19 protein-coding genes are annotated in these 16253 nt (G+C 55.0%); 6 read left to right on the forward strand and 13 right to left on the reverse strand.

What is annotated here, in order from left to right; translation table 11 throughout:
• Window positions 1-46: 46 nt before the first annotated feature.
• The 4 genes from AACZ64_RS06345 (at window position 47) to AACZ64_RS06360 (ending at window position 2930) form a co-directional block, all read left to right on the forward strand.
• Entirely contained in the window at window positions 47-907 is an 861-nt protein-coding gene (locus AACZ64_RS06345; RefSeq protein WP_293614524.1) for a LysR family transcriptional regulator, read from the forward strand.
• Between the two features lie 127 nt (window positions 908-1034).
• Entirely contained in the window at window positions 1035-1319 is a 285-nt protein-coding gene (locus AACZ64_RS06350; protein WP_036858785.1) for a hypothetical protein, read from the forward strand.
• Between the two features lie 178 nt (window positions 1320-1497).
• Window positions 1498-2061, forward strand: a complete 564-nt coding sequence (locus tag AACZ64_RS06355) for a ferritin family protein (protein WP_293614525.1) — start codon at window positions 1498-1500, stop codon at window positions 2059-2061.
• Window positions 2062-2066: 5 nt separating this feature from the next.
• A complete protein-coding gene (locus AACZ64_RS06360; protein WP_293614526.1) occupies window positions 2067-2930 on the forward strand; it encodes a UbiA family prenyltransferase in 864 nt (287 codons plus the stop codon).
• 15 nt (window positions 2931-2945) lie between these two features.
• On the opposite strand, the gene AACZ64_RS06365 is transcribed toward AACZ64_RS06360, so the two are convergent.
• Window positions 2946-4571: a M48 family metalloprotease gene (locus tag AACZ64_RS06365; protein WP_293614527.1), complete on the reverse strand. Its 1626-nt coding sequence runs from the start codon at window positions 4569-4571 to the stop codon at window positions 2946-2948.
• Between the two features lie 14 nt (window positions 4572-4585).
• Between AACZ64_RS06365 and yaaA the strand changes: the two genes are divergently transcribed.
• Window positions 4586-5371 (forward strand): peroxide stress protein YaaA, encoded by a 786-nt coding sequence (gene yaaA, locus AACZ64_RS06370; protein ID WP_293614528.1) that lies wholly within the window; start codon window positions 4586-4588, stop codon window positions 5369-5371.
• Window positions 5368-5967 carry a DUF938 domain-containing protein gene (locus AACZ64_RS06375; protein ID WP_339639777.1) on the forward strand — a complete coding sequence of 200 codons (600 nt, stop codon included), beginning with the start codon at window positions 5368-5370 and terminating at the stop codon, window positions 5965-5967. The genes yaaA and AACZ64_RS06375 overlap by 4 nt, the downstream gene beginning before the upstream one ends.
• 18 nt (window positions 5968-5985) lie before the next feature.
• Here the strand turns inward: AACZ64_RS06375 and AACZ64_RS06380 are convergent, their stop codons facing one another.
• From AACZ64_RS06380 to AACZ64_RS06435, 12 genes are all read right to left on the reverse strand, one after another.
• Window positions 5986-6525, reverse strand: coding sequence for a YSC84-related protein (locus AACZ64_RS06380; RefSeq protein ID WP_293614529.1), 540 nt, complete (start codon window positions 6523-6525; stop codon window positions 5986-5988).
• 33 nt (window positions 6526-6558) lie between these two features.
• Window positions 6559-7701 (reverse strand): GNAT family N-acetyltransferase, encoded by a 1143-nt coding sequence (locus tag AACZ64_RS06385; RefSeq protein WP_339639778.1) that lies wholly within the window; start codon window positions 7699-7701, stop codon window positions 6559-6561.
• 10 nt (window positions 7702-7711) lie between these two features.
• The gene (locus tag AACZ64_RS06390; RefSeq protein WP_293614531.1) at window positions 7712-8758 is read right to left on the reverse strand and encodes an NADP(H)-dependent aldo-keto reductase; all 1047 of its coding nucleotides are present in this window, start codon (window positions 8756-8758) and stop codon (window positions 7712-7714) included.
• A 54-nt stretch (window positions 8759-8812) separates the two neighbouring features.
• Window positions 8813-10090, reverse strand: coding sequence for a phosphate regulon sensor histidine kinase PhoR (gene phoR / locus AACZ64_RS06395; protein WP_293614532.1), 1278 nt, complete (start codon window positions 10088-10090; stop codon window positions 8813-8815).
• Window positions 10091-10098: 8 nt separating this feature from the next.
• Window positions 10099-10800 carry a phosphate regulon transcriptional regulator PhoB gene (gene phoB, locus AACZ64_RS06400; protein WP_036858776.1) on the reverse strand — a complete coding sequence of 234 codons (702 nt, stop codon included), beginning with the start codon at window positions 10798-10800 and terminating at the stop codon, window positions 10099-10101.
• Between the two features lie 86 nt (window positions 10801-10886).
• The gene (gene ubiA / locus AACZ64_RS06405; protein WP_293614533.1) at window positions 10887-11759 is read right to left on the reverse strand and encodes a 4-hydroxybenzoate octaprenyltransferase; all 873 of its coding nucleotides are present in this window, start codon (window positions 11757-11759) and stop codon (window positions 10887-10889) included.
• A gap of 21 nt (window positions 11760-11780) precedes the next feature.
• On the reverse strand, window positions 11781-12356 hold the full coding sequence (locus tag AACZ64_RS06410; protein WP_293614534.1) for a chorismate lyase: 576 nt from the start codon (window positions 12354-12356) through the stop codon (window positions 11781-11783).
• Window positions 12357-12421: 65 nt separating this feature from the next.
• Entirely contained in the window at window positions 12422-13021 is a 600-nt protein-coding gene (gene rdgB, locus AACZ64_RS06415; RefSeq protein ID WP_293614535.1) for an RdgB/HAM1 family non-canonical purine NTP pyrophosphatase, read from the reverse strand.
• An 83-nt stretch (window positions 13022-13104) separates the two neighbouring features.
• The gene (locus AACZ64_RS06420; RefSeq protein WP_339639779.1) at window positions 13105-13548 is read right to left on the reverse strand and encodes a DUF4426 domain-containing protein; all 444 of its coding nucleotides are present in this window, start codon (window positions 13546-13548) and stop codon (window positions 13105-13107) included.
• A gap of 26 nt (window positions 13549-13574) precedes the next feature.
• On the reverse strand, window positions 13575-14165 hold the full coding sequence (gene metW / locus AACZ64_RS06425) for a methionine biosynthesis protein MetW (RefSeq protein WP_339639808.1): 591 nt from the start codon (window positions 14163-14165) through the stop codon (window positions 13575-13577).
• 2 nt (window positions 14166-14167) lie between these two features.
• Entirely contained in the window at window positions 14168-15325 is a 1158-nt protein-coding gene (locus tag AACZ64_RS06430; protein ID WP_339639780.1) for a homoserine O-acetyltransferase, read from the reverse strand.
• Between the two features lie 101 nt (window positions 15326-15426).
• A complete protein-coding gene (locus AACZ64_RS06435) occupies window positions 15427-16194 on the reverse strand; it encodes an exodeoxyribonuclease III (protein ID WP_339639781.1) in 768 nt (255 codons plus the stop codon).
• Between the last annotated feature and the right edge of the window lie 59 nt (window positions 16195-16253).

A 16253-nucleotide genomic window follows, 5' to 3' on the forward strand; every position in this document is an offset into this window, starting at 1 on the left:
AAACGATATTTGCAAAAATGCAAAAAGAGCGGGGTGAGTCATCGTTATGGATAGTTGGGATGATCTGCGGTATTTTCAGGCGGTTGCGGAAACCGGGAGTCTTACGGGTGCCCGCAAGCGACTGGGCGTCAATCACTCCACGGTATTCCGGCGAATCAAGGGGCTGGAAGAAAAACTCGGCGTGCGTCTATTCGAGCGATGGGATACCCGCTATCAGTTGACCGGTGCCGGTGAGCTGTTGATGGTGCGAGTGGAGCAGGTTGCCGAGGCCATTGACGATGTGGATCGAATGATTCTCGGCGGTGATCAAACCCTGGAAGGCAAGGTGCGTATTACCTGCCCCGACGGTTTTGCCTATTACCAGCTGCCGCCCTTGCTTGCGGAGTTCCGGGCACTATACCCGGGCATTGAGATAGAACTCCTTGCTGACAGTGACGATCTCAATCTTTCACGGATGGAAGCCGATATCGCCCTTCGTGCCACCAATAACCCTCCGGAGCATCTGGTGGGTCGAAAATTAATGACAATGCCCTGGCAGCTATATGGTTCGGAAAGATTCGCCCATGGCCAATCCGGGGTTTACACGGCAAAGACATTGAGTGGCATGCCGGTGATTGGCCCGGAGCGAGCTTTATTGCGACTCAAACCCATGCAGTGGCTGGAGAAGCATTGTTCAGCAGTCAGCATTGTGGCCCGCGCCAATACGTTGATGGGCATGGCGGCCCTGGTGAAAGCCGGTCTCGGGGTTGCACTACTGCCTGATGATGTCGCCGATGGGTTGCCACCCTTGGGCACCCTTGACCGCGATTTTCATTCGGACCTTTGGTTGCTGACCCATCGAGATTTGCGCAGTAATGCCCGGGTTAAAGCCTGTAGCCAGTTTCTGACGGAAAGACTGATGCGCTAACGCGTCAACCAGTCAAAGCAGCAATTGGCAATCACTTATTAATACAGATGATTTGGAGTCAGATTAGAAACCTCATGATCGGCTTCAATGCCTGGCGTTATACTCCCCTCCACTAAAGGGCAATATTATGAATCTTGAAAAGTCCAAAAAGCGTATAGCCAAGCGCGTCAAAATGAGCCGTCAGGGCTATCCGGAAATTACCATAGAATATTTTGGCAAGGCTGCTGGTTGTGCGGATGGGGTGTCAGTGAAGTTCTGCCTGGAAGAGGGAGCAGAAATACAGGAGCAGCGTTTTTCCAGTGTCATCGATGCCCGGGAGGATGAGGCGATTCAATCCGCTATGGTTAAAATTATTGAACGTTCGGAAGCCATGAGTGTTGTACAAATAGAGGGTGTTACCGCTGTCGGTTAACACGGCGATTGGGTAGCGCTGTAATGTGGAAGCGTTAGTTGCGATGACTCTCAATAGTCATCAATGGTCATCCACCCACAATATGATCCAAAAGGTGTTGCCAGTCCCTGTTACGGGTTAATGTAGCTGTTCCATTTACACCCTGTTAATAACCCAACGACTTTCACGGAGAAAAGCAATGGAAAAGGCTGAGATTAGCGAAGAGATGATTTTCGGGTGCTTTGCGGCTGCCTGCCAGTCTGATGATATGGCCGGGACGGCGGCATCGTTTGTGGATGTGGAAGAGTACGAAAACCGGGTGATGTACCCGGAGTTTGCTCGTTGGGCGGGCAAGGCCGGTTATCCGGAGCTGGCGACCCTGTTCCGCAAAGTAGCCGGTGAGGAGAAGCTGCACGCGGTCTGGTTGCGGGCGCTGTACAGCGATATCGGTGTGCCACAACGGGGTGAAGATACCCAGCGCGCTATCGACGCCCTGGAAGCTATTCGTAGCAATTGCGACGAGCTGATTGCCCTGAATCCCGACGGGGTGGTGGAAAAAGCATTGCAGGTGGCGATTCGGGTGGAAGAGCGGGAATACCAGGATATCTATCCCCGTTTCCGCGATCAGGCGCTGGCGGCGAACGACACCGACACCGCAGCGGTTTACCAACAGGTGATCGATTCCGAGCGCCAGCACACCCACTGGTTTCAGGTGGCCCTGGATAATTTCCATTCACCGCAAGCCGGGGCGGTGGCCCAATAGCCTGTTTGAACGTTGAGCGTGTAGAGCAATTCTCATCGGTCAGATGGTGGCAGGCGCTCAACCCTGCCGTCTATCTGGTATCGATACTGCCCGGCGTCGCGGTCTGGCTGCTGGCGGAAAAGCCGTTCAGTCACACTGCGCTAGGGTTGGCGACCCTGGCTGTGGTGCTGCTGCAACACGGTATCAACCTGCTCAATGATGCCAAGGACTGGCAGCTGGGCGCCGACACTTTCAAGTACGATTCCTGGGTGCGTATTCACGACGGCAGTGTCCGCACCGCCTTTTATCACGGTCTGATCAGTCTGACAGTCGGGGGTGCCCTTGGGCTGCTGGTGTTGTTGTTTGTCCAGCAGCTGTGGATTCTGGTTTTTGCCCTGCCTCTTGCGGTGTTGGGGGTGTTGTATAACGCCGGGCAGCGTCCACTTTCCTACACTGCCGCCGGGGAGTGGGCCACGGCGCTCTGTTATGGCCCCGGCGTGTTTGGTGGCCTGTGGTTTGTCGCAGAACAGCCGTTTGGCTGGAGCTCACTATTGGGGATGGGCGCGTTTGCGGCCTTTGCTACGGCGTTGCTGTTTTCCCACCAGCCGCCGCAGATCGAAACAGATCGGCAGGCGGGCAAACAGTGCTTTGCGGTGCGCCACGGAGCCGTGGTTACCTATCGCGTTTCAGCGGTGCTGTTGGCAACTACGCTGGGGTTGTTGGCGCTGGCCTTTGGGCTGGGGTCGAGAGGGTTGGCATCAACCCTCCCTTTTGTGCTGGCGTCGGTTGTTGCCGTGATCTGGGTTGTGCGGGTCGGCCCCAATCCGAAGCGTATGATGCTGTCCTCCACCCTGGTATTTCTGGTGGAGGCATTGAGCCGGGGGTTTTAGCGCGCCAGTATCGGTTTATTCGGCTACCTCAACAGACGAGACCTGAATGCGGTAGCGGGCGGCGTCGTTGCCATCCGTGAACGGGCCTATGCTGGTTTTCATGGACACCTGCTGGCCCGGCGATAACTGCCGCGGCCCATTCATGGTGGAACTACCGCCGGCAATATAGGCATTCACCATCTCGGTGACCTGCAGCTTCACATTGGTGACGGTGACCGGGCTGTTGTTTTTAACGGTGACGCGCAGATAGCCGTCGTCCGTCAGGGACAACTGGCTGAGGATGTATTTGTGGGGAGCGGTGGCCAGTTCCAGTACTGCCAGCCGCGCCTGGGCTTTTTTGGCCATTTCACCGGCACCCTGGGCAGCGGACTGGAAATAATTAATGGCATTTTTCTGGTCGCCGTTTTCCAGTGCAATTTCACCCAGATAGTATCCGGCATAGGGCGTTGGCAGCAGTTGATAACTCTTTTCCAGATCACTGCGGGCAGCGGTTTTTTTGCCCTCCTCAAAACGCAGCAGGCCCCGAGACAGATGGTGGCTGAAATAGTCGGGGTTTTTACCGATGGCAGTGGTAAAAGCCTGTTCGGCATTGCTCATGTTTTCCTGCATGGCCCAGGCATGGCCGCGCAATTCCCAGAAATAGCCGTCATTGGGTTGAATGGCAATGGCTTTGTCCAGTTCGCTGAGAGCGGCTTTCGGGTTATCGGCACTGAGTGCTTTCATCGCCGCTTCCTGGGCCTTGTAAGCGGGTTCATCGCGTTTGAGCTGGGCAATTTTGCGTTGGTAGAGCTCGCGATTGATGACGCCTTTGGGGAGTGTCGCGGCCTTGATGCGGTTGGCATCTACCCGCTCCTGTGATGGGGGATGGCTGGCGAACAAACCGCTGAGAAAGTCCTGTTGACGACCTTCGCTCAGTTTGACAAAGGTCTTCTGCAGCTTAACTGCCCCACTGGGGTCGTATCCGGCGCGGGCCATGTAATCCATGCCGTAGGCGTCGGATTCCAGTTCGGCACTGCGGCCGTACTTGGCCATCCAGGCAGCGGCACCCATCTGTGCCATTTGTGAACCCATTTCGCCGAGACCATAATTTGAGCCCGCCACACCGACAGCGGCGGCACCGATGCTCATCAGGGTGCCGCGGGTCATCTGTGCAGCGCTGTGCCGGGCAGCGGCGTGGACAATTTCGTGGGCCAGTACGGCGGCCAGTTGGGATTCATCCTCCAGCTGCACGAGCAGCCCGCGATTGATGGCGATCTTGCCTCCGGGTAAAGCCCAGGCATTGGGCACCGAGTTGTTCAGTACCACAAATTCGTAGGGCAGGTCGGGACGATCACTGACGGCGGCCAGTTTCTTCCCCACGCCGCTGACATAGGCCTGCACTTCGGGGTCAATAATATAGCGGCCTCCCTGGGATTGTTGGGAGGGGGCATAGTTGCTGGCACCTATTGCCACTTCCTGCTCCGCCGACATCAACGAGAACTCGCTTTTGCCAGTGACGGGGTTCACCGAACAACCACTCAAGAATACGAGCAACATTAGCGTGGATAAGAAAAGTGGCACGACCCGGGGCATGGATTCTCCTGACGAACAGATTGCGATCAACGCAGTATAATAGACCATGGTAACCTGTAATGATTTCATACATTGGATAAACCATGCTGACTGTTATTTCCCCCGCCAAGACACTGGATTATGAAACGCCATCGACCACAGCGGACTTTACGATGCCCGCTTATCTGGAGGATTCAAAGGCGCTGATCGACGAGTTGCAGCAGCTTTCACCACCACAGGTGTCGGAGTTGATGGGTATCAGTGCCAAGCTGGGTGATCTGAACTTTGGCCGCTATCTCAACTGGCAGCCGACATTCACGACCAGCAATGCAAAACAGGCGCTGCTGGCCTTTAAGGGGGATGTTTACACCGGACTGGCGGCCGAGAGTCTTTCGGAGGCCGACCTGCAGTGGGCGCAGCAGCATCTGCGGATTCTGTCGGGGCTCTATGGTCTGTTGCGGCCACTGGATCTGATGCAACCCTACCGACTGGAAATGGGAACCCGTCTGGCCAATCCGCGCGGTGCTGATCTCTATCAGTTCTGGGGCAGAAAAATTACCGATGGCCTGAATGCTGAACTGGCGGCGATGTCGCGACCAGTGTTGCTGAATCTGGCCTCCAACGAGTATTTCAGAGCTGTGCAGCCGGGTTTGCTGAATGCCGACATCATTACCCCGGTATTCAAGGACTGGAAAAACGGCAAATACAAAATCATCAGTTTTTACGCCAAAAAGGCTCGTGGACTGATGAGCCGTTACCTGATTGAACAGCGTATTGATGACCCCGAGGGCGTCAAGGCGTTCGATCTCGGTGGCTATGCGTTTCAGTCCGCCATGTCGTCAGCTCGGGAATGGGTATTCACTCGGGACGTGGCGGAGCAGGTGGCATGATGGCGGAGAAACCTTTTTCACAGGCTTGCGAAAATAATCAGCAGCCGATTTTTCAGGTGCTACACGAGGTATTGGCGTCTTCCCGCCACGTACTTGAACTGGGTAGCGGCACGGGCCAGCACGCCGTCTACTTTGCCCCCCGATTATCACACCTGATCTGGCAAACCTCCGACCTGGCGGTGAATCACGACGCTATCAACAGCTGGATTGATGAACATCCCGCCGAGAATCTGCGCCGTCCGCTGGTGTTGGACGTTGATCAGCAGCCCTGGCCGGTGACCTCTGCCGATGCAGTTTTTACCGCCAACACCTGCCATATCATGGCCTGGCAATCGGTGATCAGCCTGTTTGCCGGGCTGGAAAAGCTGCTGCAGCCGGGTGCACATGTGGTGATTTACGGGCCCTTTAACTATGGCGGTGAATTTACCAGTGACAGCAATGCCCGCTTTGATCAGATGCTGAAGCAGAATGCCTCGTATCGGGGGATCCGCGATTTCGAAGCGGTTAATCGTCTGGCCGACAAGGCCGGGCTGACATTGCTGGACGACCATGCCATGCCGGCAAATAACCGTCTGCTGGTCTGGCAGCGGAGGTAGGCGTCGGAAGATTCCGAATCAACGGGGCTGAATGGGTGTTATTTTCGCCCCTTCGATGGTCAGGTTGTACATCAATCCCTTGTTGGAGAAGACGAAGCCGATAATCGGTTGCTGGAACGTTTTGGTATCAATTTCTTCCCCGGCACCGAAGTTGGCAATGGCGACGCTGCCGTCAACACCGGCTTCCCAGCCCTGACTGCTGCGAAATTTTTGTAAGGCGTCATCGGTCATGAAAAGGATGACCTGGGATTTTTTCTGAACGCCCAGTTGCAGCCCCAGTGATGCCGAGGCAATGTTGTAATATCCCACGGTATTGCCGCTAATTCGCAAAGCGCCTTCACCATATTCCCCGCCGACCCAGAAACCGGCCTTGTAGATTTTCGGGAAAATTAACATGCCCTTGGCGCGGGAGGCCAGTTCCCGGCCCGCGGAAGACTGCTTGTAAAAATCGGCCAGGGTTTCTTGCACAAACAGATCGATTTCCAGCTTGCTGGATGCCTGACTGGCAGCGGGCAGTAACAGCAGGCTGAAGACCAGTAACCAGACAGGGGTTTTCACGAATAGATTCCTCCACAGGGGAACGGTGCGAGTTTATTGATCGGCGGTTTTGTATGGTAACTGTCGCCGGGCTTCCTGAATATAGCTGAGTACGTATTGACGCTCCTCCTTCAGGAAGCGACCGATGGCAGCGGCAAAATCGGGGTGTCTGATCCAGTGGACAGAACAGTTTTCAGTGGGCTCGAAACCCCGTTTGATTTTGTGCTCACCCTGGGCTCCGGCATCGAACGTGCCTAATCCGCGTTCAATGGCAAATTCGATACCCTGATAGTAGCAAAGTTCAAAATGCAGGAAATCGTACTCGCGAGTGCATCCCCAATAACGACCATAGAGGTTATTGTGATCGTGGAAGAACAGGGCGGCGGCGACTTTTTCGTCCCCTTCCATGGCGACGACCATCATCACCTGATCGGGCATGATTTGACCCAGTTGCTGGAAGAAGGCCTGGGTCAGATAGCCGCTGTTGCCGCTGTGCTTGAGGTAGGTGCGATGATAGAGCACGAAGAAGAATTCCCACCAGTCAGCACTGATCTGCGCACCGGTGAGTCGTTCGACAAGCAGGCCTGCATGCTTGAGGGTGTGTCGTTCCCTGTTGATATTCTTGCGCTTTCTTGAGGAGAACGTGTCGGTAAAATCGGTGAAATCACGATAATCTCGGTTGTTCCAGAGATATTGCACGCCGCTGCGCAGCATCCCCCCTGCCGTTTGCAGAGCGTCCGACAGTGGCGCGTGAGGAAACAGCAAGTGCCAGCCGGTGGCGCCCTGCTGCCCCGCCAGTTGCTGGATCGCCGTCAGCAGTATTGGGCTGATATCGCTCAGACTGATACCGGGCAACAGTCCGAGGCGCGGCCCGCACGCCGGCGTGAATGGCACCGCGCTGAGCAGCTTCGGGTAATAGTCGAGGCGGCGCCCGTGGTAGGCCTCCGCCCAGGCCCAATCGAATACGTATTCACCCCGCGAGTGCGTTTTACGGTAAAGCGGAAGCGCGGCAACGGTGACCCCGTCCTGGCTCAGCAACAGGTGTTGTGGGTGCCAGCCCGTCTGGGTACAGGCGCTGCCTGAGTGTTCCAGTAGAGAGAGGAAGCGGTGCTGTAAAAAAGGGTAGTCACTGTCGAACAGCGTATCCCAGTCCCGGGCGTCACACTGGTCAATGCTGTCGAGAACACGTATGTCCAATGTCTGCCTCTCAGGGGGCGGGATTGCTGATATCCCGATGAATCAGATCAATATCCGCCAGCAGTGCTTCGCTCATGGGTGTGGTGAGACTGTCGATGTTTTCCTGCAGCTGTGACAGGGTAGTGGCGCCAATAATGGTTGAGGCGACAAACGGTTGCCGGTGAACGAAGCCCAGTGCCAAGTGTACCGGTGAAATATCATACTGTCTGGCCAATGCCACATAGCGTTCGGTCGCTTTAAAGGCCGAGGGGTGATTGTAGCGCTGGAACCGTTCGAACAGTGTCAGCCGACCATTGGCGGGCCGTCGGCCCTGCAGGTATTTGCCAGATAGCATACCGAAAGCCAATGGAGAGTAGGCGAGCAGGCCGATCCGTTCATTGATTGACCATTCAGCCAGTGATACCTCGAACTGTCGGTTCAACAGATTGTAGGGGTTCTGAATACTGACAATCGGTGCGCCATGGCCGGCGTCAGCGGCCGCCTGATATTGCATCAGACCCCAGGGGGTTTCATTGGAGACACCGATATGACGTACCTTGCCCTGCTTAACCAGGTCATTCAACGCTTGCCAGGTTTCATCGATGGGGGTGTAGTCAGTCAGTGAGTAGTCACTCGGAGCGGAGCGGCCAAAAATATTGGCGGGACGCTCCGGCCAGTGCACCTGGTATAAATCAATGTAGTCGGTCTGCAGTCTGCGCAGGGAATCGTCCAGTGCCTGAAAAATCTGTTTACGATTCAGCCGGGGACCGCCTCTGATATAGTCAAAACCGCTGTTGTTGCCGTCACCGCCGGTCACTTTGGTGGCCAGAACCACGTCCTGGCGACGCCCCGAGTGGGTCAGCCAGTCACCCAGGTATTGTTCGGTCAAGCCCTGGGTTTGTGCGTTTGGTGGTACCGGATACATCTCTGCGGTGTCCACAAAGTTGATACCGTGGTCGAGGGCACAATCCAGCTGCTGAAACGCGTCTTTCCGACTATTCTGCTCGCCCCAGGTCATGGTGCCGAGGCCAATGGTGCTGAGAGTCAGCCCGGAGTTTCCTAATTCTCGATATTGCATCTGTTTCCTGTGGGATCGGTCCTGTGGGATTGGAAAAGCTGACCGGGTATATCATCAGGTTAGCAGGGGCAGCTGGCAGCGAAAGCAGCTACCTTTCCCCAGTGTACTGTCGATTTTCATTGATCCGCCGTGACGCATCAACACATGTTTAACAATGGCCAGTCCCAGTCCTGTGCCGCCGGTACTGGTGGCGCGGCTCTGGTCCACCCGATAAAAACGTTCGGTCAGACGGGGCAGGTGCTTTGGATCAATACCGGAACCGTTATCGCAGATTTCCACCACGATATCTGATGCGGTGTGAAAGCAGCGTATTTGAACGCGCACGCCAGACGGATTGTGCTTGATGGCATTGAGTACAAGGTTCGAGAAGGCGCTGTAAAGTTCCTTGTATTCCCCTTTGAAAGGGGTGTCTGTGGCGCAGTCTGTTTCGATGAGGTAGTTATCACCAGCCACCATGCGGGCATCCTCGGCAATCTGCTGCAATAATTGATCCAGCATGATGGGTGCCCGCGAAGGGGGTTTCCGGTTGGATTCCAATTGTGACAGCATCACCAGATCATTGGCCAGGGCGTTGAGGCGTTCCGTTTGCTGGCCCATCTGCAGCAATGCTTTTGCCCAGCCTTTGGGCAACTGGTCGGCATTGTCCTGCAGGGTTTCGATATAGCCCGAGAGCACGGTTAAGGGTGTCCGTAGCTCATGGGAGATATTGGCCACAAAGTCCTGTCGCATTTGTTCCAGATTGCGCAGCCGGGTAATGTCCTGCACGACCAGGATGATATTGCCCTCACCAAAGGTTGCGGCGGTAAACAGCAAGGTTCTTGTGGGATCTTCCGGCGAATTTAGTTCCAGTGGCGGGGGCAGTGCGTCACTCTGGATAAATACCACGAAACGGGGATCTCGAACCAGGTTGGTCATGGATTGGCCGCGATCCTGTTTGACGAGGCCAAGCAGTTTTTCAGCCGCCGGATTCCACCACTCCAGTTCCCGATCGGGGGTGAGAATGATAATGCCGTCCGCCAGCGCAGAAGTAATATCCTTGACGCGCTCGGCCAGTTGTCGGCGACTTTGTTTGGCGCGTTCGTTGCGCTGTTGCATCCGGTAGAGGAAATCGGTCATGTCGCCCCAGACGCCGCTTGCTTCGGGGGGTGGTCCTTCAGCGCTCTGGTCGAGCCAATCGTAGAGTCGGGTGATGTGGGCGAAGGTCCACAACATATACAGGCCGCCACCCAAGAGCAGGGTGAGCAGAATGTGGCCCCATAAAAAACCTGTCAGCAGTAGAAACAGGGTGAGCAGGGCGATCCGCCGTATTTCTGCCTTAAGCCCTCTGTGCAATGCAGATCCTATTCTTCATAAACCTTGGTGGAAAAGCGGTAACCCGCGCCCCGCACAGTCTGTATGAAGCGGTCCTGCCCAGCAAGGGAAATTGCCTTGCGCAATCGGCGAATATGCACATCCACCGTTCGCTCATCCATGTAAACGTTGCCGCCCCACACATGGTCCAGAATCTGATCACGGGAATAGACCCGCTCCTGGTGCGTGAGAAAGAAACTCAGCAGCCGAAATTCAGTCGGCCCCATGGACACCGGTTGACCACTGATGGTGACCCGGTGACTGATGGGATCAAACAGCAGTTGATCCACTTCTATCGGTTCCGGGGGCAGCTCCGGTTCGGCACGGCGCAGTACCGCATTGATACGGGCCACCAGGGCACGGGGTGAAAACGGTTTGGTGATATAGTCGTCCGCACCCACATCGAGGCCCTGGATCAGGTTGTCCTCACTGGCTTTGGCGGTCAGCATGATGACCGGTATATTTTTTGTCAGGTCATCCCGTTGTAGTCGCCGGATCAACTCAATGCCACTGGTGACGGGCATCATCCAGTCAAGTAGCACCAGGTCGGGTTTGTGGTCGATGATCATGGCATGCGCCTGCTGGGCATTTTCAGCCTGCAGGGTGTCAAATCCGGCCACATCCAGCGCTGAACAGATCATGTCGCGAATGGCCGTTTCATCGTCTACAACCAGTACAGTTTTATCACTCATATTCTTTTCATCATTGATATCCAGATACCCATTACATGACCTGAGCATGACAAAAATATGACAATCGACAAATGAATGGCCGATACCTAGTCGGCAGTGAGCTGGTAGTCCGCTGCCAGGCCGATAAAAATAATAGCACCAACGTAATGATTATTGAGAAAAGCACGGAAGCAGGCGTCGCGCTCGCGATGGCGGATCAGATACTGCTGGTAGAGAAACAGCAAGGCGGCTCCCAGCAGGGACAGAAAAAACCAGCTGCTGCGATTAAAGTTGATTCCGGTCATCAACAGCGCGATCAGTGTCAGACCTTGCAGACAGGCGGTAATGGGTATATCCATGTCGCCAAAAAGAATGGCGGTAGACTTGATGCCAATCTTCAGATCGTCTTCCCGATCCACCATGGCGTAAAAGGTATCGTAGGTGACGGTCCAGAGCACCACAGCAATGTACAGTGTCCACATTTCCCGGGGCAGGCTGTTGCTCTCTGCCGCAAAGGCCATGGGCAGACTCCAGGCAAAGGCGGCACCCAGCACCAGTTGCGGCAAATGTGTGAAACGTTTCATGAAGGGGTAGCAGGCCGCCAGTGCCACACCCACCAGGGCCAATTTGATGGTCAGTGGGTTGGTCAGCAGCACTAGACCAAAGGCAACCAGGCATAGCACGACAAACAGCGCCATGGCCTCCCGGGTGCTGACCTTACCATTGGGTAGCGGTCGGTGCCGTGTTCGCGTCACATGGCCATCCACCTGCCGGTCGGCCACATCATTGATGACACAGCCTGCGGCGCGCATCAGGATCACACCCAGCACGAAGATCAGCAAATTTTTTGCGGAAGGGACACCGCCTGCGGCTAACCATAACGCCCAGAGCGTCGGCCAGAGCAGCAGGAGCGTACCGATAGGCTTGTCAAAGCGCATCAGCCGGACAAAATCGGGAAGTCGCTGTAATGCTTTGCTCATAAATGCCGCATGGTTGCGAAATCAGGGGGTTTTATTGTACGGGGTAAACCCCGTCAAAAACACCTCGGACACCAGCAAGGGTTTGCTATCCAGCCAAAACAGTGAACGGCGTCCCTGTACGGGGCTACCATAGTTGGCCGGTACCGCAGAAGGCCACGATTCGAGCATGGACAGGTTGGAAATTTCAATGGGTCCGCGAGCCATGCCGGGGTCGCTAAACAGCAGTGCGCCGAGGGGCTGGTTGTCCAGCTTTCGGAGTTTGCGCAATCGCCCGGCCAGGGTTGTTATCGGAATGATGCTGCGGGCATGGACCCAGGGTTGGCGGTTGCCAAACAGGATGACCTCCCTGATCAGGGCGCGTTGTCGGGCCGGTAGCTCCAATGCACGTTGCTCGGACAGTTGGGGTACCCCCATGCCCTGAAACAGTATTTTTACTTCAAACTGCCCTGCGCTTGCCCGGATTAAGCGCTCGGTGAGTGAGCCTCGATCCAGTAGCCACGGCCGCAGGGCGCTGTAGGTAACAAACAGCGGTGTGCGCCGATAGCTGCGCCAGTGGAGCTGGCGATTGGCGGGGGTGTGTGAGGAGCGACGGGGCACAGCGATACCTATGGACCTTGGTATATGACAATGGATTCTAATTGGTTGCGACAGCGCTTTGGGGGCTATGGGTTATACAGGCTGACAAGCCGTTCCTGTAATAGCGCCATGGCCTTGGCCCGGTGACTGATGCGATTTTTTTCCTCTTTGCCAAGCTGTGCGGAGGTACAGCCGAGCTCGGGAATATAAAAAAGTGGGTCGTAGCCAAAGCCGTTGTCACCCTCCGGGATAAACCCGATCAGTCCCTCCCAGGTGCCCTGGCAAATTAGTGGCGTCGGATCCTCCGCATGACGCAGATATACCAACAGGCAATGAAAGCGGGCGGTTCGTTGCTCACGGGGTACTTCCTGAAGCAGTGACAGCAACCGCAGGTTGTTCTGCTGGTCGGTGGCGTTTTCCCCGGAAAATCGTGAGGAATATATTCCGGGGGCGCCATTGAGTGCGTCCACTTCAAGACCGGAGTCATCTGCAATGGCGGGCAGGTCGGTGAGGTGGGAGGCATGCCGGGCCTTGATCAGGGCATTTTCCACAAAACTGAGGCCATCTTCTACCGCCTCTGGAATCTCAAAATCCGATTGCGGCAGAATGTCGAAGGGGAGTAATTCTAGCAGGTGCTGAAACTCTGTAAGCTTGCCTTTGTTACCGGTGGCGAGAACAATTTTCATGTTGAACTGGATGACAGAAAGGTTGCTATTAAGTGCGCTATTGCGCCCCTGCTGAACGGAGAGTCTGGGGTGCCTGTCACAGGCTACTCATCGACATAGAACTTGCGCTGAAAAGTCAGCGAATGTGTCGCCTTGTCGGAATCCGGACTGACGTCAATTTTGAAGGTCATCCAGTCTTCCTTGTCAAAACGAAACGGCGCCAGATAGTAAACTGCATTTTCTTCGCGGATTTCGGCGAATTCCAGCACCTGCTGTTGACCGAAGATATTGGAGACGGTGCCCTTGACCACGGCTGGCAGACCGCCCATGTGGCCATTTTTGACCACGGCAATATTCACCAGCCCTTTATCCTTGCCACGAACAATATTGTACGAACTGGCAACGTCCGGTTGGATAAAGCTGCTGTTGAAGGCACTGAAAAACACTTTCAGGTCGCCGTATTCCTTGTAGGGGCGGTTGTCAGCCAGCGCACTGAAACTCAAACCTGCGATGAACAGGAATAACGAGATTGCTTGGGTTATTTTCATGTTGTGGCTACCTGTCATGAAGAGGCCTACTTGCTCAAATGGTAGATGGCGGTGTCACTGAACATATTTGGCCAGATACCTTTCATGTACCTGTCCGGCAGTCGCTCTGCAACAAATTCTCGATGCAGTATCCGGATACGCTTCTCCGAACAGAGTGCCTCAAAATCCTTCACGGTACAAAAGTGGATGTTGGGCGTGTCGTACCACTGGAAGGTGAGTTGCCTGGTGACCGGCATGCGGCCCCGTGACACTAGATAGCTGCGGGCGCGCCAGTTGCCGAAGTTGGGAAATGTCACCACACACTGTTTGCCCACGCGCAACATTTCTCCCAGGACCAGGTGAGGATAGCGCATCGCCTGAAGGGCCTGGGTCATGACCACGGTGTCAAAGCTGTTGTCGGAAAACTGGCTCAGACCTTCGTCAAGATCGGCCTCAATCACATTGACGCCCCGGGCAACACAGGACGTAATTTTATCAGCATCAATTTCCAGCCCATACCCCCAAACGCCTTTTGTCTTGGCGAGGGTCTGCAGCAGTTCGCCGTCGCCGCAGCCGAGGTCCAGAATTCGGCTCTTCGGATGGATCCACTGCTGAATAATGTTCAGGTCTGTGCGTATCATCATTTTGAGGAAATCTCAGCTGCTATGCGGTTTGTGTAGGCAGTGAGCACTTGCTCATAACGCTGGTTCGGCAATAGAAATGCATCGTGTCCAAGGGTGGATTCAATGGCGGTATACGCCACATTTTTATCGGCGGCGATCATTGCCTCAACAATTTCCCCAGCGCGTTCCGGCGAGAAGCGCCAGTCGCTGGAAAAGGACACCACAAGAAAATCGCAGCTGGCGTGCCGGAAGGCCTCGACCGGATTGTGATCGTACTCACGGGCGAGATCGAAATAGTCGAGCGCTTTGGTCATCAGAAGGTAGGTGTTGGCATCGAAAGCACCGGAAAAGGCGTCACCCTGATGACGCAGATAGCTTTCCACCTGGAATTCAATGGGTGCATCCTGGCCGCGCTGAAAAGAACCGGAGCGCAATTCCCGACCGAATTTATTGCCCATCAGCTCATCCGATAAATAGGTAACGTGGCCAATCATGCGCGCCAGCCCCAGTCCGTTTCTGGGTTGAGTCTGTTGTTCGAGATAGCGACCGTTGCAAAACTCGGGATCGGATCGGATGGCGTTGCGGGCTATCTCGTTAAAAGCGATATTTTGCGCGCTGAGTTTCATCGCCGAGGCGATGACAACCGCATGACGCAGCCGATCCGGATATTCCAAAGCCCAGCGCATAACCTGCATGCCACCGAGACTGCCGCCAACAATGGCAGCCCATTGACGGATGCCGAGTTTGTCCGCCAGTCGTGCCTGACTTTCTACCCAGTCTCGGACCCGCAACGGTGGGAAATCAGGCCCCCACGGTTGACCGGTATCAGGGTTGATGGATATGGGGCCGGTGCTACCGTGACAGCCTCCGATATTATTCGGACAGACGATAAAAAAACGGCTGGTATCGAAGGGTTTTCCCGGCCCGATATGATTGTTCCACCAACCCGGCCGCTGATCGGCCATGCTGTGGTATCCGGCGGCGTGGTGATGACCACTGAGGGCATGACAAATGAGGATGGCATTGCTGCCATCGGCATTCAATTCCCCATAGGTTTCCACCATCAGCGTGTAATTGTCGAGTGTTCTGCCGCAGGCAAGCACGAGCGGCTCATCGAAGTGAATCGCTTGCGGTGTGACAATACCAACGGAGTTTTCCGGAATTACATCAGGCATCAATGGTTCAACGAGTATCTGGCTTTTGTCGGTGTTTCGGCAGTCTAAAGAGGGGCGTGTATTGGCGCAAGGTTAGCATGCTGTTTTGCTCGCCGCCGCTGTCAGAGTGTCTCCAGATCATAATCCACAATCACTGGCAGGTGACTGGAAAACGTCTTGGCCTTGTAGGTCACAGCATATTCCACGTGACTGGTGAGGTTTTTTGACACAATTTGCATATCGGTGCGCCAGCCCATCCCCTCAAGGGGTTTACCGGCAGGCCAGTGAGTGAATTCGTCCGCATCCATGTTGAACAGCCGAAAAGCATCGGCGTAACCGATGTCACCGAATACCTGATCGAGACACTGCTGCTCATGTGGCAGGAAACCGGACAGATTGCAGCAGGTTTCCGGTGCGCTCACGTCAATTGACCGATGGGCAATATTCCAGCTGCCACAAAAAATATAGTTACGGCGCTTGTTGCTGATTTTGCTGAAATGGGCCAGAAGATCCCGAAAAAAACGGTCTTTAAGCGGTTGGCCGCCGTTGTCGGAAGGAGCCAGCAGAGAACAGATGCTGACATGCTCAAAGTCGGCTTGCAGATACCGCCCATTCATATCTTCGCCGTTGTTGGCACCAAAACCGTACATTATTGCCTTGGGCATATCCCGGGTGTAAATGGCGACACCATTCTGCTCTGGTTGGGGCGCATCAAAGAAGTAGCTGAAGTAACCGTCGAGCTGAAACTCGGCACGAGAACTGAGAACGGGTTCCGGCAACCGGAGATCCTGAAGGCATATTATGTGAGCGTCCTGGGAGGCCAGCCACTGAAATAACCCCAGATCGGCAGCCTGTTGGATACCGTCCACGGCAACACTGATAATTCGCATGATCGCCCCTGATTTTGGGAGAGTGTATGATAACCGACAGATCGTGTTTCCAAAATGAG

The sequence above is a fragment of the uncultured Porticoccus sp. genome, from assembly GCF_963975625.1.
Lineage (GTDB): Bacteria > Pseudomonadota > Gammaproteobacteria > Pseudomonadales > Porticoccaceae > Porticoccus.